We start from the raw sequence: 20,059 nt of genomic DNA on the forward strand, positions 1-20,059 counted from the left end.
CACAACCGGATGAGCGACTATGTGCTGCGCACCGCGACCGCCGACGATCTCGATGCCGTCTCGCGAGTGCGCCGCGAGGCGTTCGGGGCCACCGGGGCGCCCGAGACCGCCTACCGCAGCGTCATCGAGCCGGAGCGGATCCACCTCGCCGAGCGGGCCGGGGAGATCGCCGGCGTCGCCGGGATCTTCACACGCGACATGGCGGTGCCGGGCGGGGTGATCCCGGTGGCGCACGTCACGGGCGTCGCGGTCGCCAACGCGCACACCCGGCGCGGCCTGCTGCGCCGCCTGATCACCGACCAGCTGACCACCGCGCCGGAGGCCCTCGCCGCGCTGTGGGCCTCCGAGGGCCGCATTTATCAGCGCTTCGGTTACGGGCTGGCGTCGCAGAACGTGACCCTGCGGGCCAACCTGCGCGAGGTGAGCCTGCGCATGCCGCCGTCGCCGGGCGAGCTGCGCGGCGTGGTGCCGGCCAACGCGATCGCCGAGTTTTCCCAGGTGTACTCCAGGGTGCTGCCGACCCGCCCGGGCTGGACGGGCCGCAGCGAGACCTGGTGGAAGCACCTGACCCTCGACGCGGAGACCCGGCGGGAGGGCCACACGGCGGAGCGCGCCGTGCTGTTCGAAAACCCGGACGGGGTGGTCGACGGCTACGCGCGCGGTATCGCATCGCGCCCGGCTGGGACGACTACGGGCCCAAGCAGGAGGTCAACGTCATCGAGGTGGTCGCCGCGACGCCCACGGCCTACACCGAGCTGTACCGCTTCCTGCTGCGCATCGACCTGGCCCGCACCCTGGTCCAGGGCCTGACCAGCGTCGACGAGCCGCTGTTCCACCTCGTCGACGAGCCCCGGCAGCTCGGCAGCCGGCTCACCGACGGGCTCTGGGTGCGCATCCGCGACCTGCCCGCGGCGCTCACCGCCCGCCGCTACGCGGCCCCGGTCGACGTCGTGTTCGAGGTCACCGACGCGCTGCTGCCGGCCAACGCCGGGCGCTGGCGGCTGCGCGTGGGCGCCGGCGGCGCGCTGGTGACCTGCACCCGGGCCGACGGCGAGCCCGACTTCGTCCTCGACATCGCCGACCTGGCCGCGGCGTACCTGGGCGGCACCCCGCTCGGCACGCTGCACCAGGCCGGCCGGATCCGCGAGCACCGCCCCACCGCCGTGGCCGCGGCGAGCACCGCGTTCGGCTGGCCCGTCGCGCCGAACTCGATCGAAATCTTCTGATGTGTCGGCGGGCGGGGCGCAAGACGGTACTGTCGGTCGCATGGGTGGGATCCAGCGGCGCCGGCGCCGCATGCGGCAACATCAGCCGGTGACCCCGCCCGCCCCCACACCGCAGGAGCCCGAACCGGTGGAGACGACGTCCGAGGCCGAGGCCGAGGCCGAGACCCCGAAGCGGCCGGCGCCCCGCCCCTCGCCGCACCACCTCGCCGAGCTTTCGGGCACGTTCGCGATGACCGCGGCCGTCCACGATCCGGAGCCGGCCACCCCGGCCCCCGCCGCACCGGCCGAGTCGCGCGAGCCCGAGGACCCGCACGACGAGCCGCACCACGACGAGCACCATCACCACCATCACGACGAGGTGGTGTCCGAGCGGGGCCTGCGCGGCCTGGTCGGCGGCGGCGCCTCCCAGGTCAGCGTCTCGGCGGCGATGCGCGCCCGGGACGCGGCCCGCCCGAGCGACGACGACCTGGCGGCGGCCGAGCGCGACCTGCAGATCGTCCGGCGTGGATGGGTGCCGCGCGAGGAGCTCACCCGGCCCGGGCGCCGCTCACCCACTGGGTGATTCGAGTCGGCCCTTCGGACGATGCCATTCCCGGCCTCGAACAGTTGCCATGGAACTTGCGGGGTTCGCGCCGAGGGGGGTCTCGGCGCGGACCCCGGTGAGTGGCCCTCAGGCGGGCAGCGGCGGGAGCACGCGGCTGTTGTCGTACTCCAGCACCTGCGCGATGCGCCGCGCGTGGCGCTCGTTGCCGGAGAACTTCGTGGACAGGAACGTGGTCACCAGCGTCGTCGCCTCGTCGATGGTGTGCTGACGGGCGCCGATCGCGACGATGTTGGCGTCGTTGTGCTCGCGGGCGAGCTGCGCGGTCTCGATGTTCCACGCCAGGGCGGCGCGGACGCCGGGCACCTTGTTGGCGGCGATCTGCTCGCCGTTGCCCGAGCCCCCGATGACCACGCCGAGGCTGCCCGGGTCGGCGACCACCCGGGCTCCCGTGTGGAAACAGAAGACCGGGTAGTCGTCGTCCGGGTCGTACTTCGCCGGGCCGACGTCGACGACCTCGTAGCCCTGCAGGCCGAGGGCGCTGACCAGGTGCACTTTCAACTCGTAGCCGGCGTGGTCCGAACCAAGGTAGACGCGCATACCCGGCAGTCTGTCAGAGCCGCACGAGCCCCAGGCAGGAACCCGCCAGCAGGCCGCCGCCCACCAGCACCAGCCCGAACACCCAACCGGCGGTCGCCCCGCGGTTGAGCCGCCAGAGCCGTCGGCGGTCCCACACGAGCGCCGCCGCGGCGAACGCGCCGATACCGAAAGCGGCGATCATCGCCGCGATGAAGATCCGCAATTGCATGCGCACACCCCAGGCCGAAGTTCAGCGGCCTAGTGTGTATCACGATCGGGTGACGAGAACGAATCGAGCTGCGCCACGACGAGCCCGGCCCGCGCCTTCGGCGTGAACCAGGTGCTCTTGCGCGGCATCTTCTGCCGGGCCAGGTTGACCGCGACGAAGTCATCGACGGTGACCGGGGCGATGAGTACCGCCAGCTCCGCCCGGCCGGCGTCGACCTCGCCGCGCAGCCACTCGGCCGGGTAGTCGCCCCCGACGTAGGTGATCCGCTTGTCGCCCGGCTCGAGCCCGAGGGCCTCGGCGAAGAGCCGCCGCTCGACGAGCGCGTGGTCGAGGTTCTCCACGACCCCGGCGTCGTCGATCCGCGGCAAGGCGGCCGACCAGGCGCCGTCGCGGGTGTAGAGGTGCACCCGGCCGCCGGTGGCCGGAACGCCGGCCGGGCCGTCCAGCGGCCGCAGGTCGAGGCCGGACAGCGGCCCGGGCAGTTCCGAGACGAGGCGGTTGTACGGCTGGATCGCCACCGACGCGGGCGTGGTGATCACGGCCAGGAAGCGGGGGTACCCCGCGGTCTGCGCGGCGAGGCTGCGGTGGTTGCCGTCGGCGACGACCAGCTCACCCCCGCCGGCGAGGGCCAGCAGCCGGTCGCGGGTGGTGCCGGCGCCGACGGCCCAGATCTCGTGGGCCCGCCCGGCCGGGTCGACGTCGGTGACGGCCGGGGCGCCCGCGTCGGCGACGGCCTGGGCCAGCGCGTCGTGCAGGGCGTCGCCGTGGGCGGTCTGCAGCAGCAGCACCGGCGAGAGCAGGTGCCCGAGCGCCTCGGCGAGCGCGACCCGCTCGCGGACCTTGTCGATGAAGACGTCCTCGTTGCGGATCACCGCGCCGGGCTCGTCGGCGCTGGTCGAGATCTGGTCGGTGGCGACCATGCACCACAGGCCGTAGGCGCGCTCGCCGTCCGGGCCGGTGATTCGGTAGAGGACCACCACGTCGGAGGCGGGGGCGTAGTGGCCGTCGTCCTTCGCCGCGCGCAGCCGCTCGACCGCGTCGGGCAGGCAGTCCCGGAACGGTCGGCCGACGCTCTGCGGCGCCCGGTGCGGCATCTCCACGGCCAGGGCGCTGGTGGGGTTGGCGGCGATGATCGCGGTGATCTCCGCGTCGTCGGCGAACTCGTCGTAGTTCTGCGCGCCGGTCCCTCCGGTGGAGAGCCAGGCGTGGGCGATCGGGTACGCAACCGTCATGCCCGTGACGCTACAGTTCAGGCGACTCCGGCCACGGCACGGGGGATCGCCCGTCCCGAAGTGCGGCGCGGCTGGTTGCGGCCCTGGTTGCGGGCCATGCCGGCGCTCACCACGATGGGCGGGGCGAGCAGCGCGCTCACCTCGTCGGGCAGCTCGGGCAGCTCGTCCTTCCAGGTCCGTTCCTGGACGGTCCAGCGGGTCTCGGACATGATCTACGTCTCCCCTGAAAGTGTCGTCGCCAAGTGCAACGCCCGATTACAGGGAAAGACACGCGGGAGCGTCAGCGGCCGCTCTGTCGCGCTTGCGGCACGAATCAGGGAAAGGGGCCGGCCTTTTAGGGAAGCGCTGGCATGGTGCGGGTCAGCAGCTTGACGATCCGCAGCGCCATCCCGCGCGGCTGGGCGCGGCGCAGCTCCACCATGTCGGCGAGCGCGTGGATGATCCGCAGGCCCCGCCCGGCCTCCGCGTCGGGCTCGGGATCCGGGAGCGCGGCGGGGTCGAGGCCCGCGCCCTCGTCGACCACGTCGATGATGCAGCGGTCCTCCTGGATGGTGACCGTCACCTCGTAGTCGGCGCCGGCGTCGGCGTGCTGCACGGCGTTGGCGCACGCCTCGCCGACGGCGAGGCCGATGTCGTCGCGGCAGTCCCGGGTCACGCAGAACACGGCCAGGGCCGAGTCGAGGACCCGCCGTGTCAGCGGGACGGTCGACCGGTCGCGCGGCAGGGAGAGTGAAAGCCGGACTTCCATCCCCACGATCGGGCTCCCTTCGCGCGCGGTGGCTCCACCTCTAGGGTGCCCCGGACGCCACGAGCGGAAACGCCGCGCGCACCCGCCGGGTCACCACCCGCTCGGCCACGAACGACAGGAACGGCACCGTGCCGGCCAGCAGTACCAGCACCGTGAACGGCAGCTTCCAGCGCGCCCGGCGGGCCAGGTCGGCGGCGAGCACCAGGTAGACCATGTAGAGGAAGCCGTGCACCGGGCCGACGACGGCCACGATCGTGTCGTCGCCGCTGGTGTACTTCAGGATCGTGCCGACGGTGAGCACGAGCAGCAGCACGCCGACGATCCAGGCCACGACCCGGTAGCGGGTCAGGGCGGGGCTGAGGTTCATCTGTGTCATCCCGGGAACTCGGTCGGACGGCGGTCAGGATTGGCGGCGAGCCAGGCGAGCATCCGGTTGTACTGCGCGAGCTCCGGATCGTCGTCATCGGCCGGCGGCGGCGCGGCGGGCACCCGGCTCACCGGCGGCCGCAGCGGGGCCGGGCCGGGGCGCGGCGCGGCAACGCCGCGGGTCTCGCGGATCGAGCGCGCCCACAGGAAGACCACGAAGGCCGCGAAGAGCGGCCACTGGACGGTGTACGCCCAGCTGAGCATGTTGCCGTGGATGGCACGCTGGTACTGCCAGACCCCGGCCAGCAGGCAGACGGCCACCCCGGCGAGTGCCAGGAAGTGGCCGAGCACCCACCGGGGAGTGAAGAACCGCCGCACGAGTAGGCAGGCTACTCCTACGACCCGTCAGTCGAAGACCGGGCCCACGTCCCGGGTGCGCTTGATCTCGTAGAAGCCGGGCGTGCCGGCGACCAGCAGCGTGCCGTCCCACAGGCGGCCGGCGGCCTCACCCTTGGGCCGCGGGGTGACCACGGGGCCGAAGAATGCGATGAGCTTGCCGTCGGGGCCAGGCACGTGGATGACCGGGGTGCCGACGTCCATGCCGACCGGGTTCATCCCCGCGAGGTGGCTCTCGCGCAGCTGCGCGTCGTACTCGGTCGAGTCCGCGAACTCGGCCAGGTCCGCGGGGAGCCCGGCCTCGGTGAGCGCCGAGCGGTAGAGCTCGTCGGAGAGGTCCTGCTTCTCGTGGTGGATGCGGTTGCCGAGGGCGGTGTAAAGCGGACGAAGCACCTCATTGCCGTGCTTTTGCTCGGCGGCGATCGCCACGCGGACCGGCCCCCAACCCTTTGCCAGACCCTCCTTGTATTGCGGGGGAAGGTCATCGCGGTTCTCGTTGAGAATCGACAGACTCATCACGTGGAACCGGATGTTCACCGGGCGGACCTGCTCCACCTCCAGCAGCCAGCGGGAGGTGATCCAGGCCCACGGGCAGCGCGGGTCGAACCACATGTCGGCGATGACGCGGTCTTCGGCCATGACGGTGACCACCTCACTGTTGAAAGAGTCGGAAAGCCGATCTGATCCTTACGCAGGGCTGTCCGACCGTACTACTCCGACCCTGGGTGACCTGAGCCACTCCTCCAGTGTCCTCCGGGAACATGGAACACTCGTTGTGACGCCGTCGACGGGGACGGCCACCGCGAAACGACAGGAGACGACACGTGGCCGGTGTACGCAACCTACGCCAGGTCGAAGCGGTCGAGCGGGCGCGCCTGCTCGACATCCAGGCGTACGACATCAGCCTCGACCTGACCGATGGCGCCGGAAATCCCGGGGAAGGCACGTTCGCCTCGACCAGTGAGGTGCGGTTCACCTGCCAGGAGCCGGGGGCCGACACTTTCATCGAGGTCGCCGCGGCGGCCTTGCGCGGCGCGACGCTGAACGGCGAGCCCGTCGACATCTCCGGCTGGTCCACCGAGGGCGGGCTGCAGCTGCGGGGGTTGCGGGCCGACAACGTCCTCGTGGTCGACGCCGACTTCGCGTACTCGACCACCGGCCAGGGCCTGCACCGCAGCGTCGACCCGGTGGACAAGGAGGTGTATCTCTACAGCCAGTTCGAGACGGCCGACGCGCAGCGCGCCTTCGCCTGCTTCGACCAGCCCGACCTGAAGGCCGAGTTCGCCTTCCGGGTGACCGCGCCGGCGCACTGGAAGGTCATCTCCAACATGCCGCTGGAGCGGCAGGAGGGCCTCGTGCGGCACTTCGCCAGGACGCCGCGGATGAGCACCTACATCACCGCCGTGTGCGCCGGGCCCTACCACGAGGTGCGCGAGATGCACGACGGCATCGACCTGGGGGTGTTCTGCCGGCAGTCGATGCGGCAGTATCTCGACGCCGACGAGATCAACCTGATCACCAAGCAGGGCTTCGACTTCTTCCACGAGGAGTTCGGCATCCGCTACCCGCTGCCGAAGTACGACCAGGTGTACTCCCCGGAGTTCAACGCCGGCGCGATGGAGAACTTCGGCTGCGTGGTCCACGCCGAGCAGCACTACGTCTTCCGCTCGCCGGTCACCGACTTCGAGTACGAGCAGCGCGCCAACACGATCCTGCACGAGCTGGCCCACATGTGGTTCGGCGACCTGGTCACCATGCGCTGGTGGGACGACCTGTGGCTCAACGAGTCGTTCGCCGAGTGGGCGAGCCACTGGTGCAACACGCACGCCACCCGGTTCTCCGACGCCTGGACGACGTTCCTGTCGGTGCGCAAGAACTGGGGGTACCGCCAGGATCAGCTGTCCTCGACGCACCCGGTGTACACCGAAATGCCCGACGTCGAGGCGGTCGAGGTCAACTTCGACGGCATCACCTACGCCAAGGGCGCCAGCGTCATCAAGCAACTGGTCGCCTACGTGGGCATCGACCCGTTCCGCCGCGGCCTGCGCGCCTACTTCCGGCAGCACCAGTGGGGCAACGCCACGTTCGACGACCTGCTCTCCGCGCTGGAGAGCGCCAGCGGCAAGGAGCTGCGCAAGTTCGCCGCCCAGTGGCTGGAGACGGCTCAGGTCAACACGCTGCGCCCGGAGCTCACGATCGCGGCCGACGGCACCTACGAGCGGGTCGTGGTGCACCAGGAGGCGCCGGCGGCGTATCCGACGCTGCGCACCCACCGGATCGGCATCGGCCTCTACGACCTCGTCGGCGGCGGCCTCGTGCGCCGCGAGCTGGTCGAGGCCGACGTCGACGGCGAGCAGACCGAGATCACCGCCCTCGCCGGCCGCCGCGCCGCCGACGTGCTGCTGCTCAACGACGACGACCTCACCTACGCCAAGCTGCGGCTCGACCCGCGCTCGATGGCGGCGGTGGTGGACCACATCGACGGGATGGACAACTCGCTGGCCCGGGCGCTGGTCTGGTCGGCGTCGTGGGACATGGTCCGCGACGCCGAGCTCGCCGCCCGCGACTACGTGCGGCTGGTCGTCACCGGCCTGCCGGCCGAGCAGGACATCAACCTCGTCACGGCCACCATCCGGCAGGCGCAGTCGGCGCTGGTCTTCTACGCCGACCCGGCCTGGGCGCCGCAGGGCTGGACGCAGCTGGCCGAGACCGCCCGCGCGGCGCTGCGCGCCGCCCCGCCCGGCAGCGGCTTCCAGCTGGCCTGGGCCCGCTCGTTCGCGGCCGCCGCGCGCAGCGAGGCCGACCTGGCGGTGCTGGCCGGCTGGCTGCGCGGCGAGGACGTGCCGGCCGGCCTGACCATCCAGGCCGACCTGCGCTGGGGCATCCTGCACGCGCTGATCGCCAACGGCGCCGCCGACCCGGCCGACATCGAGGCCGAGCTCGATCGGGACCGCACGGCCAGCGGCGAGCGGCAGGCGGCGCTGGCCCGCGCGCTGGTGCCCACGGCCGAGGCGAAGGCCGAGACCTGGCGCCGGCTGACCGAGGACCGCTCGCTGCCGAACTGGCTGCAGCGCTCGCTGCTGCAGGGCTTCCAGCACTCGGCGCAGACCGCGCTGACCGCGCCCTACGTGGCCGCCTACTTCGACGCGCTGCTGCCGGTGTGGGAGAGCCGCGACAGCGAGCCGGCGGCGGAGTTCGTCGAGATGGGCTACCCGGCGTTCCAGGTGAGCGAGGAGACGGTGGCGCGCACCGAGGCGTGGCTGGCCACCCCCGACACCCCGGCCCCGCTGCGCCGCCTGGTCGGCGAGGGCCGCGACGGCATCGTCCGCGCCCTCAAGGCCCGGGCCAAGGACGCCACAGCGAGCTGACCCTTCCGCGGTCGGTCTTGCACTTGTGATCCTTGGATTCGCCCGACAAGTGCAAGACCGGCCCGGGGTGGGTCAGTGGCGACCGGCGTGATCGGCGAGCTGGGCCAGGCCGGAGACCAGGCCCCCCGCGAGGTCCCCGCCGCCGAACGCCGCGGCCATCGACAGGGCGGCGAGCTTCGCCGCGCGGTCGGGCAGGCGCCGCCGGGCCTCGCCGCCGGTGACGATCTCCAGCAGGCGCTGGTTCGGCGAGAGCGCGATGAGCACCGAGTGCGGCGGGTCGGCCAGCTGCCCGTGCAGCTTCTCCGCGTAGGCCCGCACCGGCTCCTCGAGGTCGCCGACGTAGATGCTGAACGTCAGCCCCGTCGACGAGTCGGCCAGCCGCAGGGCCTCGTCCAGGCGCAACAGCTGGCGCGTGGTGAACGGCCCGTCGAGGACGTCGGGCTGGCCCATCAGGCCAGCCGGGTTACCACCGGTCACTTGCGCCTCCGATGACGTGCGGCTGGGCCTTGTCGCCGGACCACTCGGTCACGGTGCCGGCATCAGCACCTGCGGTCAGTTCGGCCCGCCGCGCACCGGTGAGCTCGCGGGCACTCGCCGCCTTGGTCATCTCCTCGGGCGCGGCGAGAAACCAGACCGGCGTGAACTCGAACGGCCGGCCGGGCCGGTAACGCTTGCTACGCCGGGAGCCTCCCGCGTAGACGGCGCCCGCGATGAGCAGGATGACCGCTGCCGGAATCCCGGCGAAGATCAGCGTCGTCTCGATGATGGACAAGATCAACGCCCCCAGGCGTCGAAGGGACTAAAAGACCGGCTTCACGTTAGCGGGCCGTCATGACCAGCCGATTGCCGGGGGTGTCCGATTGATCTCCGCTCCTGTACCGCATTTGCCCACCCCACCCGGCAAACCAGGCGCAACCACGCCACTCCCGCCCAGCCACACCGCACCGAACGAATCTCTCCACGATCATGCACAGCCCCGCAGCCACACCCGGCTTTCTCATGATCGTGGAGACATATGGTACACGGGTGTACATAAACACTCCACGATCATGAAAAACCGCTGGTGCCAGCGGCAACTCCAGCATGATCACGGAGACTTCCCGCCGCAGCCAGCACCGGGGCGCACTCACCACGATCAGCAGCACCGCAGCAGCTCCCCCAACTCTCCCAACCGCCCCAACCGCCCCGACCGCCCCGACCGTTCCCGTCCCGGCTTTCGGATTTTTCCCCCGTCAGGGTATAAGTCCGAAAAGTCCGGACACGAAGTGTCTGGACTTTTCGTCGCAAACTCGCGTCCGCCGCCACTCCGAGCCGCCCAAGCGCCGACACCGGCCAGGGGCGGATGTATGTCTCCGTGATCATGATGCCCGCAGTAACCGCGCTACGGGTTTTCCATGAGCCCGGAGACATTTGGTACACAGGTGTACATCAGCACTCCGTGATCATGAAAAACCGCTGGTGTCGATGCCGGGTTACGCATGATCACGGAGACTTCCGGTCGCCGCGCCGCGCCTCACGGCATGCAGCGCCCGACAGGTGGGACACGACCGCCGACCATGACCGCCCTAGGGTGTTGGGCCGCGCAGGCCGGGCACCACGCGGTCACCGGCGGGCATGGCGGCCGGCGGCGCCGATCCGTGGCGGACAGGACCCGGACCACCCCCGGCCAACGCGCCCGGAACCGACCCGCGGGGCGGGGCGGTGGATCAGGCCGCCTGGGGTAGGCCCTCGGTCGGGAGCTCGAGCCAGTCCGCCCACCGCGGGTCCGGAGTGCGGTGGCCGAGCACTCGCCAAGCCACGCCCTTCGGCGCCATAGGGGTGGTATGCAAACGCCAGCCGAGTTCGGCTGGCGTTTTGTCACCCTTGGTGTGGTTGCACCGGGCGCAGGCGGCTACGACGTTCTCCCAGGCGTGCCGCCCGCCCCGGCTGCGTGGCATCACGTGGTCGATGGTCTCGGCCGGGCCGCGGCAGTAGGCGCAACGCCATCCGTCGCGGGCGAATATCCCGCGCCTGGAGAGGCCTATGTGTGTGCGATACGGCACTCGCACGTAGCGGGTGAGCCGGACCACAGATGGGACCGGCAGCTCGTTCATCGCACTGTGCAAGATCCCGTCACCGTCGGCGACGCACACGGCCTTCGACGTCAGGACCAGGATGGTGGCACGTCTGACAGACACGACACACAGCGGCTCGTAGGTGGCATTGAGCACCAGCGCACCCGATACTCGTGCGGGTCGTATGTCAGGCATCGCCGTCCCCCTAGTACGTGAAGGAAGTCTCCCTGGAAATGGCCATGTGAGGTCTGCTTGCCGGCCCACCGGCGGTGGTCCGTGGGCTAATCGTCCCTGATAGATCCTCGGATTGCACGTACTATTTGCGGCCGGTGGGTGAACCTTCACCCGCGCCCCTGGAAGCTTTGTGCGGACTTACCCCGGTTCGCACCGTTCTTGCCGGTAGGAGCTTCGTGATCAGCCCCCTCGCCTTGCCCTTGGAGACGCCCGCGCCGATCAAGCCCAGCTGCGCGGACAAGAACGGATTGTGCGAGCTGATCTTCAATCAGACGAACAACCGCTGGCTCGCCGAGAGCAGCTACTGGGTGCTGGTCAAGCCGCTGACGATCCTGCTGATCATCATCGTGGCGTTCGTCGTCCGGGCGCTCATCCACCGGGCGATCGACCGGCTGATCAAGCACACCGTGACCGACAACGAGCGCGGCGGCTCGCTGCTGCGGCCCCTGCGCAACCGGCTGCCCGGCGCCCTCACGGCGCCCGGTGAGCGGCGCAACCAGCGCGCCCGGGCGCTCGGCTCGGTGCTGCGCAGCATCGCCTCGGCGGTCGTGTTCTCCATCTCCGTGATGCTGATCCTCGGCGAGATCGGGATCAACCTCGGCCCGCTGCTGGCCAGCGCCGGCATCGCGGGCCTCGCGATCGGCTTCGGCGCGCAGAACCTGGTCAAGGACTTCATCGCGGGCCTGTTCATGCTCCTGGAGGATCAGTACGGCGTCGGCGACATCGTCGACGTCGGCGAGGTCGCCGGCACGGTCGAGGCGGTCGGGCTGCGGATCACCACGGTCCGCGACGGCTCCGGCGTGGTCTGGTACGTGCGCAACGGCGAGATCGTCCGGGTCGGCAACAAGAGCCAGGGCTGGGCCGTGGTCAACATCGACGTACCGGTCGGCTTCGTCTCCATCGACCAGGCGACCGAGGTCCTGCGCGAGGCCGCCGACGCGGTCGCCAACGACCCCGAGTTCGTCGACGACTTCATCGACCCGCCCAAGGTGCTCGGCGTCGAGCAACTGACCGCCGAGGGCGCGGTGCTGCGTACCACCGTAAAGACCTCGACCGAAGCCCAGTGGCGGGTCGGCCGCGAGCTGCGCCGCCGGCTCACCGAGGCTCTCGACCGGGCCGGGATCGCCGCCCAGCTGACCGCGGCGCGGATGTTCATCCGCCCGGCCGCCGAGAGCGGCACCGACGGGGGACCGGCCGGGCACGCTTGATCGACACGGCTCCATACACCGCGGCGAACGGACGAATTTGTCCAATCTGACGGTCAGCTGTGATCAACCCGGAGGGTAGGGTCGCGCGTCGGGTGGTCAGTCGGTTATCGTCCGTTCGTTCAGGTGTATCGCTGCACAGTGTCCCGGTCCACCGCCGTTAACCCCATTTGGCCAGGAAAGCCCGATTTAACGGTGGAGTGACCGGTTCGGCCGCGCCCGCGAACGTTTGACGCCGCTGTCGTGACCGAGGAAAGGGGGGCTTCGCCGGTGTCCGATCCCGACGAGTCCGCCGATCGGCCTGCCACCGTCCGGGAGACCCTCGGCAACCGGGAGTATGCCGCCGTCTTCTGGGCCCAGGCCCAGTCGGGCCTCGGCGACAACGTGGCCCGGGCGGCCGTCGTCGCGGTGGTGTATGGCCAGACGAACTCGCCGATCCTCTCGGCCGCCGCGTTCGCCGTGAGCTACCTGCCGTGGCTCGGCCTCGGCGCGCTGCTGTCGGCGTGGGCCGAGCGCCACTCGTACCGCCGCACCATGATCGGCTCCGACCTGATCCGCTCCGCGATCATGCTCGTGATCGCCGCGTTCCCCCACCAGCCGCCGGTCCTCCTCATCGCGCTGCTGTTCGCCAACGCCCTGCTGAGCCCGCCGTTCGACAGTGCCAAGTCCGCGCTCATGCCGCGGCTGCTGCACGGCGAGCAGTATGTCGTCGGGATCACGCTCAACCGCACCACCGCGCAGATCACGCTGATCGGCGGCTACGCGCTGGGCGCCACGCTCGTCTCGGTCAGCGACTCCGCCGCGCTGCTCTTCAACGCGGTCACGTTCGCGATCTCCGCGCTCGTGGTCGCCCTGGTCGTCAAGGAACACCCGCCCAGCCTCAAGGAAGAGCAGCGCTCCAACCTGCTGCGCGAGGCGGCCGACGGCTACCGGGTCGTGTTCCGCTCGCCGGTCATGCGCTCCATCGCGCTGATCGTCTTCTGCGGCGTCTGCTTCGGCGTGGTCCCCGAGGGCCTGGCCGCGGCCTGGGCCGCCCGCCTGGCCGGCGGCCACCCCGACACGTTCGGCTACGGCGCCATCATGATCGCCGCGGCCACCGGCTTCGTGCTCGGCAGCTCGCTGGTGACCTGGCTCATCCGGCCCCAGCGGCGGGTCGCGCTGATCCGGCCCGTGGCCATTGTCACACCGCTGGCCCTGGTGCCGGCCCTGCTCGACCCGGGCCTGTGGGTCGTGGTCGCCATGACGGTGATCTCCGGCGCCTCGCTGGCGGTCACCATGCCGGCCACCAACGGGCTGTTCGTGCAGGTCCTCCCGCCGGCGTACCGGGCCCGCGCGTTCGGGGTCATGCAGAGCGGCGTCCACCTCATCCAGGGCGCCGCGATCGTGCTGACCGGCTGGCTGGCGACCTTCTATTCACTGCCCGACGTGGTGGGGTATTTCGGGCTGGCCGGCTGCGCCGCCATGGTGCTCATCATCTCGGCCTGGCCGAGCCGCGCGACCATTTCCGACGCGATCGCCGCCAACAAGGTCCGGGCCGCCGCGGAGCAGCATGCGGCCGAGCGCCCGGAGCGCCTCGACGACTTCGGCGAGGTCACCATCGACCTGGGCCGCGCCCCGCTGCCGCCCCGGCGCCGCCCGTCCCCGGGCCCGTCGGCGCGCCGGGAGCCGCCGATGCCCGACCCGGCGGAGCGCACGGTCGACCTGAGCGAGCGCACGGCGGAGCTGGGTGGGCTCCCGCCGCCACCGCCGTCCCAGGCCGCGCGGCATAGTTGACGGCGTGACGTCCCCTAACTTCTACGAGCTGATCGGCGGCGAGCCGACGTTCCGCAAGCTCGTCGACGAGTTCTACGCCGGTGTCGCCGAGGACCCGATCCTGCGGCCGCTGTATCCGGAGGAGGACCTCGGCCCGGCCAACGAGCGCTTCCGGCTGTTCCTGATCCAGTACTGGGGCGGCCCGGGCACCTACTCGGAGCGCCGCGGCCACCCGCGGCTGCGCATGCGGCACGCGCCGTTCCGGATCGCCTCGGCGGAGCGCGACGCGTGGCTGCGGCAGATGCGCCGGGCCGTCGACGCGATCCAGCTCGCGCCCGAGCACGAGGCCGTGCTGTGGGACTACCTGGAGCGGGCCGCGCACTTCATGGTCAACGCCGAGGACCCCGACGAATCGGACTATCACCGCATTACCGTTTCTTAGGTGACGTTTCCGCGGTTAGTGGAATATGCGCCCCTGTGTCCGGTGGCGCGTTCCACGATCAAGGAGACGCACGCATGCGCCGACGCCTGCTCGCCGCAGCCGTTACAGCACTGGCCGCGTTCGCGGTCGCCCTCCCCGCCTCCGCCGCGCTGAACCAGCCCGCGCCGGTGTCGATCGACCCCGCCGACTTCACGCCGAACGTGCTCGACGGCGAGGTGCGGGCGTTCGCCGTGGTCGGCGACGCCGTGGTGGTCGGCGGGGACTTCACCACGGTCACCGACGCCCGGCGCAAGGTGCGGTACAAGCGCAACAACCTCTTCGCGTACCGCGCCGCGACCGGGGAGATCCTGCCCTTCGCACCCGAGCCCGACGCCCCGGTGCTGTCCCTGGCCACGGGCCCGAACAACACGGTCTACGCGGGCGGGTCGTTCCAGCGGATCGCCGGCGGCCCGCAGCGCGGCCTGGCCCAGCTCAGCCTGGCCGACGGCCGCCGCGTGGAGGCGTTCGCCGCCCCGATCAACTGGGGCGACGTGCGCAGCGTGATCGCCGCCGGCCAGTGGGTGTACGCAGCGGGCTCGTTCAGCCGGATCGGCACCGCCGACCGGGTCGGGCTGGCCCGCGTGAACGCGACCACGGGCGCGGTCGATCCCGGCTTCGACCTGAAGCTCGCCGCCCCGCACCTCACCCGGGTCAAGCTGGAGGACCTGGCCCTGACCCCGGACGGTACCCGGCTGGCCGCGGTCGGCGCCGTCGAGCAGGCCGCCGGCCAGTGGCGGGCCCAGGTCGTGATGGTCGACGTCCCGGCGACCGGGCCGGCCCGGCTCGCCGACTGGTACACCGACGCCTACACGCGGCCCTGCCGGGCGGGCTTCGAGACGTACCTCCGCGGCATCGACTTCGACCCGACCGGCACTTATGCCACCATCGTGGCGACCGGCCGCAAATGGGGCGATCAGCTGATGTGCGACACGGCGGCCCGCTTCGACCTGCGCGGCACCGGCATGCACCGCCCGCTGTGGGTCAACTGGACCGGCGGCGATTCGCTGTACTCGGTCGCGGACACCGGCGCGGCCGTCTACGTCGGGGGCCACCAGCGCTGGATGGACAACCCGCAGGGCCACGAGACGGCCGGCCCGGGCGCGGTGGCGAGGCCCGGCATCGCCGCGATCGACCCGGTCACGGGCAAGGCGACGACCTGGAACCCGAAGCGGGTGCCGCGTGGCGTCGGCGCCCGGGCGCTGCTCGCGACCCCGCAGGGCCTGCTGGTCGGCTCGGACACGGAGCGGATCGGCAACGAGTATCACGCCCGCCTCGCGCTGCTGCCCCTCGCCTGATTTTTTCAGGACTCGGGCCGCGTCACTCACTGACCGTTGCTCCCGCCAGACACCGGGCCGGGACCTGCCCTGAACGGGCGGTCCCGGCCCTGCCAGGTCCGCGGTGCCAAGAACACAAAACGGCCCCCGTCGTGTGACGGGGGCCGATTCATATGGGGTGACTGATGGGATTTGAACCCACGACACCCGGGACCACAACCCGGTGCTCTGCCAACTGAGCTACAGCCACCATGAACTCGCCCGCTAATAGTAGGGCATGGGGGGCGGGGTGCGTCGACAGGGTTACGACGCGTTCGTGTCGCTTTCCCGGCTCAGTTCGGCGGCGATGGCCTTCGCGGTGTCGACGTCGGGGCCCGGCAGCGGCACGAACAGGGTGCGGCGGTAATACTCGAGCTCGCGGATGCTCTCCCGGATGTCGGCCAGGGCGCGGTGCGCGAGGCCCTTCGGCGGCTGCCCGAAGTACACCCGCGGATACCACCGCCGGCACAACTCCTTGATGGAGGACACGTCGATCATCCGGTAGTGCAGGTGCTGATCGAGGCGGGGCATGTCGCGGGCGAGGAAGCCGCGGTCGGTCGCGATGGAGTTGCCGCACAGGGGGGCGGTGCGGGGATCGCGGACGTGCTCCGTGACGTACGACATGATCATGTCCTCGGCCTCGTGCAGCGTGACCTTGGAGGCCCGCACGGCCTCGGTGAGCCCGGACCGCCCATGCATGTCCCGGACCACCTGGAGCATGCCGTCCAGCTCGGCGTCATCGGCGTGGATCACCACGTCGACGCCCTCGCCGAGCACGTTGAGATCGGGGTCGGTCACCAGCGCCGCGACTTCGATCAGCGCGTCCTTCCCCAGATCCAGCCCCGTCATCTCACAGTCGATCCAGACCAAAAGATCACCCACACCGGACAGCCTAGTGTTCATCCGCCCGACTTCTCACTCCTCGGTGGATGCAACCACCCATACTGCGCGAAGTCGTTACCAACGCCACACCGGACCGCGACATGCGTTCGCTGACGTCGATCAGCGCGCGCCGGCCTCCTCGGCGGGCTCCGGCAACGCGAGCGGAGCCCAGGTGAACTGCAGCTCGATGGCCGGCAGCGGGGGCAGCGGAGGCAGCTCGATGGGGCCGCGGCCGTCCAGCTCGACGCCCTCGGGCGCGGGGCGATCGAGCTCACACTCGGCGAGCAGCACCGGCTCCTTGCCTGCCTCAGGCCGCTCAGCCACCTCAGCCTCCGCCGGTCCCCCGGCCGCCTCAGCGTCCGCAGGCTGCCCGGCCGCCTCGGCCTGCGCTGCCGCGGGCTGCTCAGCCGCCTCGGCGTCCGCGGCGGCCAGGACGTCGGCGAGCGTGGCGAGGACGGCCTCGCTCGGGGCCTTCGCCGGCGGCTCGTCGCCGGCCTCGTGCTCCGGCGCGGCGGCCTCGAGCTCCGTCGCGGCGGCCTCGAGCTCCGTCGCGGCGGCCTCGAGCTCCGGCGCGGCGGCGGCCTCGAGCATGGGCATGGGCTGGGCCGGAACCGCGAGCTGCGGCTGCCCCTCCGGTGCGACCGAGGCCAGGGCCGGCGCCATCGGACGGCGAGCCGGCGGCCAGGCCAGGGTCACCAGCGCCAGCAGGAACAGCGCCGAGCCGAGCATGAGCAGGCCGCCGGTGGTGGGGCCGAGCCACGCCGGCGCCAGGCGCGCGGTGATCGCGGCGTCGATTCCGGCGGTACCGTCGGCACGCATGATGACCAAGGCCAGGTGCTTGCCGCGCAGCGCCGACGGCGACCAGGTCAGCCGCGCGGCGCCGGCCTGCTGCTCGCTGCGGGCCAGCCAGAACAGCTGGCCGCCGGGCGCCGGCAGCGGAGCGGGCGCGGCCGCCGGGTCCTCGGCCGGGCGGGCCGGGCGCGCGGCGAGCTCGACCGGCAGCGGGCCGCGGGCGAGGCGCACCCGGCCGACCCGGGACTGGGCGAGCCCGTCGAGGTAGCGCTCGACGTCGCCGTCCGGCCCGAGCCCGATGAACAGGGGGCCGCCGGAGCCGACCGCCGACAGGCTGAGCGTCGTCTGCCCACCCCGCGCGAACGGCGCGTCGGCTCGCAGCAGCGCGTCGACGTCGGGCACGACCACGGCGGTACCGTCGCTGCGGATCCGCTCCAGTCGCGCCGTGAAGGTGTCGTCGCCGGCGCGATGCTCCATGGCCACCAGCAGCCCGCCACCGGCGAGTGCCAGCGGCACCGCGATGAGCAGCAGCAGCGCGCCGACACCCGCCCGAACCAGACGCACGACCATGGCAGCGGCCCCTCTTCCCCCGGCGTTACGGGCCCGACATTACCGGCAAATCGGTCGCACAATGCCCGTATTGTCCGAAAACCACCGAGGTGGCGCGACTACTTCACCGGCACCTGCACGGTCACGGTGGTCTGGTTGAAGTCGTCGACGCGAACCGTGAACTTGAACTCCCACGTCCCGGCCGTGACCAGCGAGACCTGCCCCAGCGCGTGGTCCTCGGTGATCGCGAGCGTGGGCACGGTGATCGGCTCGATACCCTTCGCGGGCAGGGCGGCGGTCGCGGTCCACTCGACCACGCTCTGCGGCCCGGAACCGTCCGGCTTGAGCGCGTACAGGTGGATCGAGTTCGGCCCGACGGTCGCCGGCGAGATGTCCACCTCGAGCTTCAACAGGTTCGTGGAGAGCGTGCTGTCGAACGGCCCGGCCGCCGCGTCCGACGCCTGCCCGCCGCGCGCCGGGCTGGTCTGCACCAGCACGGACGTGAGCGCCAGCACGACGACGGCGATCGCCACCTCGACGAGCACCGCGGTCCGCAGCCGCTTCCGATCCCGCGCATCCGCGGAACGACCCCGCTCGGCACCGGCTTCGACCACGCCCGGCTCCTCCGGCGCGTCGTCCTCCGCCCCACCGTCGTCGTCCTCCGCCGAACCGCCTCCCGCGGCAAATTCCACCGTGCCGGTTCGCGCCGCCCCACCCGTCCGGGCGGCCACCAGCTCCGCCTCCGACATTTCCGACATCTCCGAAATGTCGGCAACGGTGTCATCGATCGGGGCGGGCGTGAAGCGGCGGTTCGTCAGGCGCCGGGAGTACGCCGCCACCGCGACGACGCAGGCCAGGAGCGCGACCTTGGCGATGACCAACTGGCCGTACAACGTGCCGGTGAGCGCGTCGATGGTGCCGATCTCCACAAGCGCCTGCGCGGTCCCGGCCAGCACCAGCACCGTGATCGCGAAGAGCGCCCAGCTCGACCACACCGGGACGATGGCCATCAGCTCGCGGGTGTTCGCGCGGCGCAGCAGGAACCCGAACAGCATGACCAGCCCGCCCAGCCAGATCGACATGGAGGCGAGGTGCGCGACGTCGGCGACCACGGTGAGCGTCGGCACCGGGGAGGCGCTCGGATGCCCGGAGATCGGCCAGGTGCCCAGCCCGACGACGCCGAGGATGATCAGCAGCGTCTGGTCGATCTTGCCGACCCGGCCGCCGATCACCGGCCGCAGCAGCAGCGCGGTGGCGATGACCACGGCGAGCCGGACCAGGTGCGCCGCCCCGAACGGGGTGCCCAGCACCTCCCGCGTGGCCGTGCCGGTGATGTCGAAGAGGGTGGTACCGGCGGTGTAGGGAATCTCGATGTACAACTCGAGCAGCGTGCTGGCCGCGAGCAGCCCGGCGCCGATCATCGCGACCCGGCCCGGATCCCGGGCGGACAGCCGCCGCGGCCAGAGCGCGAACAGGATCAGGGCCGGGCCGATCAGCAGCACCAGGCCGGCGAAGCCGAGGAACCGCGCGACCGACATCGCGTTCCGGACCACCGCGTCGGTCTGCACCGAGTTGCCCGGATCGGCGGCTCCGGGGGTCGCGGACACCTGCCCGTAGGAGAAGCTGTAGCCGCCGCCGACCGGGTGGCTGTCGGCCGAAATGATCCGGTAGCTGACCAGGTACGTGCCCTTGGGGCCGCCGGACTTGAGCGGAATGACCACTTCCGTGTCGCGCACCGAGGGCTTACCGGTGTCGGCCCGGCTGCCGTCCGGCGCGGTCACCCGGACCTTGTCGGCGACCAAGCGCACCGGCTCGCCGAAGGTCAGCGTGACCTCGGCGGGCAGCTGGTCGAGCACCGTACCCGCGACGGGCGCGGTCTTGTCGAGCGTCGCGTGTGCGCTGGCCGGCGCGGCAGGCAGCACGAGGATGGCCAGGGCGCCGAGGAGCATGGCCAGGGGTACGGACCATCTGCGTCGGGTCATGACGTCATGATTTCGCGCCGGTCATTCTGAGGTGGTCGCGGGTCGGCGGGCAAAAGTTCCCGGCAACCTTCCGTCACGCGTCATTGACGTACCGCTACGGGGTCCACCGGCGGGTACCGGCACGCGATAG

The 20,059-nt window shown here is 71.5% G+C and carries 22 protein-coding genes and 1 tRNA gene; 8 read left to right on the plus strand and 15 right to left on the minus strand.

Features of this window, described 5'->3' with window-relative positions; translation table 11 throughout:
• Nucleotides 1-9: 9 nt before the first annotated feature.
• The 3 genes from ACQPXD_RS49930 to ACQPXD_RS49940 all read left to right on the plus strand — a co-directional run bounded on the left by ACQPXD_RS49930 (nt 10) and on the right by ACQPXD_RS49940 (nt 1,788).
• Nucleotides 10-810, plus strand: a complete 801-nt coding sequence (locus tag ACQPXD_RS49930; protein WP_432831186.1) for a GNAT family N-acetyltransferase — start codon at nt 10-12, stop codon at nt 808-810.
• The gene (locus tag ACQPXD_RS49935; protein WP_432844238.1) at nt 717-1,226 is read left to right on the plus strand and encodes a sterol carrier protein domain-containing protein; all 510 of its coding nucleotides are present in this window, start codon (nt 717-719) and stop codon (nt 1,224-1,226) included. Before ACQPXD_RS49930 ends, ACQPXD_RS49935 begins: the two co-directional genes overlap by 94 nt.
• A gap of 88 nt (nt 1,227-1,314) precedes the next feature.
• Complete coding sequence (locus ACQPXD_RS49940; protein ID WP_432831188.1) at nt 1,315-1,788, plus strand: hypothetical protein; 474 nt, start codon at nt 1,315-1,317, stop codon at nt 1,786-1,788.
• 108 nt (nt 1,789-1,896) lie between these two features.
• On the opposite strand, the gene ACQPXD_RS49945 is transcribed toward ACQPXD_RS49940, so the two are convergent.
• The 8 genes from ACQPXD_RS49945 to ACQPXD_RS49980 form a co-directional block, all read right to left on the minus strand.
• Entirely contained in the window at nt 1,897-2,367 is a 471-nt protein-coding gene (locus tag ACQPXD_RS49945; RefSeq protein ID WP_432831190.1) for a ribose-5-phosphate isomerase, read from the minus strand.
• Nucleotides 2,368-2,380: 13 nt separating this feature from the next.
• A complete protein-coding gene (locus ACQPXD_RS49950; protein WP_432831192.1) occupies nt 2,381-2,575 on the minus strand; it encodes a hypothetical protein in 195 nt (64 codons plus the stop codon).
• 29 nt (nt 2,576-2,604) lie between these two features.
• Nucleotides 2,605-3,807: a DUF1015 family protein gene (locus ACQPXD_RS49955; RefSeq protein WP_432831194.1), complete on the minus strand. Its 1,203-nt coding sequence runs from the start codon at nt 3,805-3,807 to the stop codon at nt 2,605-2,607.
• 17 nt (nt 3,808-3,824) lie between these two features.
• Nucleotides 3,825-4,016 (minus strand): hypothetical protein, encoded by a 192-nt coding sequence (locus ACQPXD_RS49960; RefSeq protein WP_432831196.1) that lies wholly within the window; start codon nt 4,014-4,016, stop codon nt 3,825-3,827.
• Between the two features lie 125 nt (nt 4,017-4,141).
• Nucleotides 4,142-4,555, minus strand: coding sequence for an ATP-binding protein (locus ACQPXD_RS49965; RefSeq protein WP_432844240.1), 414 nt, complete (start codon nt 4,553-4,555; stop codon nt 4,142-4,144).
• Between the two features lie 40 nt (nt 4,556-4,595).
• Complete coding sequence (locus ACQPXD_RS49970) at nt 4,596-4,922, minus strand: DUF3817 domain-containing protein (protein WP_432831198.1); 327 nt, start codon at nt 4,920-4,922, stop codon at nt 4,596-4,598.
• Between the two features lie 5 nt (nt 4,923-4,927).
• The gene (locus ACQPXD_RS49975) at nt 4,928-5,299 is read right to left on the minus strand and encodes a hypothetical protein (RefSeq protein ID WP_432831200.1); all 372 of its coding nucleotides are present in this window, start codon (nt 5,297-5,299) and stop codon (nt 4,928-4,930) included.
• A gap of 27 nt (nt 5,300-5,326) precedes the next feature.
• On the minus strand, nt 5,327-5,956 hold the full coding sequence (locus ACQPXD_RS49980) for a mycothiol-dependent nitroreductase Rv2466c family protein (protein ID WP_432831202.1): 630 nt from the start codon (nt 5,954-5,956) through the stop codon (nt 5,327-5,329).
• A 185-nt stretch (nt 5,957-6,141) separates the two neighbouring features.
• Between ACQPXD_RS49980 and pepN the strand changes: the two genes are divergently transcribed.
• Entirely contained in the window at nt 6,142-8,685 is a 2,544-nt protein-coding gene (gene pepN / locus ACQPXD_RS49985; protein WP_432831204.1) for an aminopeptidase N, read from the plus strand.
• A 72-nt stretch (nt 8,686-8,757) separates the two neighbouring features.
• On the opposite strand, the gene ACQPXD_RS49990 is transcribed toward pepN, so the two are convergent.
• The 3 genes from ACQPXD_RS49990 to ACQPXD_RS50000 all read right to left on the minus strand — a co-directional run bounded on the left by ACQPXD_RS49990 (nt 8,758) and on the right by ACQPXD_RS50000 (nt 10,934).
• On the minus strand, nt 8,758-9,135 hold the full coding sequence (locus ACQPXD_RS49990; RefSeq protein WP_432844242.1) for a DUF5130 family protein: 378 nt from the start codon (nt 9,133-9,135) through the stop codon (nt 8,758-8,760).
• A gap of 13 nt (nt 9,136-9,148) precedes the next feature.
• On the minus strand, nt 9,149-9,457 hold the full coding sequence (ctaJ, locus tag ACQPXD_RS49995) for an aa3-type cytochrome oxidase subunit CtaJ (protein WP_432831206.1): 309 nt from the start codon (nt 9,455-9,457) through the stop codon (nt 9,149-9,151).
• A gap of 934 nt (nt 9,458-10,391) precedes the next feature.
• Complete coding sequence (locus tag ACQPXD_RS50000) at nt 10,392-10,934, minus strand: HNH endonuclease (protein ID WP_432831208.1); 543 nt, start codon at nt 10,932-10,934, stop codon at nt 10,392-10,394.
• Nucleotides 10,935-11,149: 215 nt separating this feature from the next.
• On the opposite strand from ACQPXD_RS50000, the gene ACQPXD_RS50005 reads away from it, so the two are divergent.
• The 4 genes from ACQPXD_RS50005 to ACQPXD_RS50020 all read left to right on the plus strand — a co-directional run bounded on the left by ACQPXD_RS50005 (nt 11,150) and on the right by ACQPXD_RS50020 (nt 15,706).
• Entirely contained in the window at nt 11,150-12,181 is a 1,032-nt protein-coding gene (locus tag ACQPXD_RS50005; protein ID WP_432831209.1) for a mechanosensitive ion channel family protein, read from the plus strand.
• Nucleotides 12,182-12,448: 267 nt separating this feature from the next.
• A complete protein-coding gene (locus ACQPXD_RS50010; protein WP_432831211.1) occupies nt 12,449-13,951 on the plus strand; it encodes an MFS transporter in 1,503 nt (500 codons plus the stop codon).
• 4 nt (nt 13,952-13,955) lie between these two features.
• A complete protein-coding gene (locus ACQPXD_RS50015) occupies nt 13,956-14,372 on the plus strand; it encodes a globin (protein WP_432831213.1) in 417 nt (138 codons plus the stop codon).
• Nucleotides 14,373-14,446: 74 nt separating this feature from the next.
• Nucleotides 14,447-15,706, plus strand: coding sequence for a PKD domain containing protein (locus tag ACQPXD_RS50020; protein WP_432831215.1), 1,260 nt, complete (start codon nt 14,447-14,449; stop codon nt 15,704-15,706).
• Between the two features lie 153 nt (nt 15,707-15,859).
• On the opposite strand, the gene ACQPXD_RS50025 is transcribed toward ACQPXD_RS50020, so the two are convergent.
• From ACQPXD_RS50025 to ACQPXD_RS50040, 4 genes are all read right to left on the minus strand, one after another.
• Nucleotides 15,860-15,935 (minus strand) — tRNA-His (locus tag ACQPXD_RS50025).
• Between the two features lie 53 nt (nt 15,936-15,988).
• Nucleotides 15,989-16,627, minus strand: coding sequence for an oligoribonuclease (orn, locus tag ACQPXD_RS50030; protein ID WP_432831217.1), 639 nt, complete (start codon nt 16,625-16,627; stop codon nt 15,989-15,991).
• Between the two features lie 99 nt (nt 16,628-16,726).
• Nucleotides 16,727-17,968 carry a hypothetical protein gene (locus ACQPXD_RS50035; RefSeq protein ID WP_432831219.1) on the minus strand — a complete coding sequence of 414 codons (1,242 nt, stop codon included), beginning with the start codon at nt 17,966-17,968 and terminating at the stop codon, nt 16,727-16,729.
• A 98-nt stretch (nt 17,969-18,066) separates the two neighbouring features.
• Nucleotides 18,067-19,929: a copper resistance CopC/CopD family protein gene (locus ACQPXD_RS50040; RefSeq protein WP_432831221.1), complete on the minus strand. Its 1,863-nt coding sequence runs from the start codon at nt 19,927-19,929 to the stop codon at nt 18,067-18,069.
• Nucleotides 19,930-20,059 lie beyond the last annotated feature (130 nt).

The sequence above is a fragment of the Dactylosporangium sp. CA-092794 genome, from assembly GCF_050948465.1.
Taxonomy (GTDB): Bacteria; Actinomycetota; Actinomycetes; order Mycobacteriales; family Micromonosporaceae; genus Dactylosporangium.

Excerpts from the sequence above, each read along its gene's own strand:
- ACQPXD_RS49950 (WP_432831192.1), bottom strand. The coding sequence starts at position 2,575 with ATGCAATTGCGGATCTTCATCGCGGCGATGATCGCCGCTTTCGGTATC.
- ACQPXD_RS49930 (WP_432831186.1), top strand. The coding sequence starts at position 10 with ATGAGCGACTATGTGCTGCGCACCGCGACCGCCGACGATCTCGATGCC.
- ACQPXD_RS49980 (WP_432831202.1), bottom strand. The coding sequence starts at position 5,956 with ATGGCCGAAGACCGCGTCATCGCCGACATGTGGTTCGACCCGCGCTGC.
- ACQPXD_RS49955 (WP_432831194.1), bottom strand. The coding sequence starts at position 3,807 with ATGACGGTTGCGTACCCGATCGCCCACGCCTGGCTCTCCACCGGAGGG.
- ACQPXD_RS49960 (WP_432831196.1), bottom strand. The coding sequence starts at position 4,016 with ATGTCCGAGACCCGCTGGACCGTCCAGGAACGGACCTGGAAGGACGAG.
- ACQPXD_RS49965 (WP_432844240.1), bottom strand. The coding sequence starts at position 4,555 with ATGGAAGTCCGGCTTTCACTCTCCCTGCCGCGCGACCGGTCGACCGTC.
- ACQPXD_RS49970 (WP_432831198.1), bottom strand. The coding sequence starts at position 4,922 with ATGAACCTCAGCCCCGCCCTGACCCGCTACCGGGTCGTGGCCTGGATC.
- orn (WP_432831217.1), bottom strand. The coding sequence starts at position 16,627 with ATGAACACTAGGCTGTCCGGTGTGGGTGATCTTTTGGTCTGGATCGAC.
- ACQPXD_RS50020 (WP_432831215.1), top strand. The coding sequence starts at position 14,447 with ATGCGCCGACGCCTGCTCGCCGCAGCCGTTACAGCACTGGCCGCGTTC.
- ACQPXD_RS49990 (WP_432844242.1), bottom strand. The coding sequence starts at position 9,135 with ATGGGCCAGCCCGACGTCCTCGACGGGCCGTTCACCACGCGCCAGCTG.
- ACQPXD_RS49945 (WP_432831190.1), bottom strand. The coding sequence starts at position 2,367 with ATGCGCGTCTACCTTGGTTCGGACCACGCCGGCTACGAGTTGAAAGTG.
- ACQPXD_RS50040 (WP_432831221.1), bottom strand. The coding sequence starts at position 19,929 with ATGACCCGACGCAGATGGTCCGTACCCCTGGCCATGCTCCTCGGCGCC.
- ACQPXD_RS50000 (WP_432831208.1), bottom strand. The coding sequence starts at position 10,934 with ATGCCTGACATACGACCCGCACGAGTATCGGGTGCGCTGGTGCTCAAT.
- ACQPXD_RS50035 (WP_432831219.1), bottom strand. The coding sequence starts at position 17,968 with ATGGTCGTGCGTCTGGTTCGGGCGGGTGTCGGCGCGCTGCTGCTGCTC.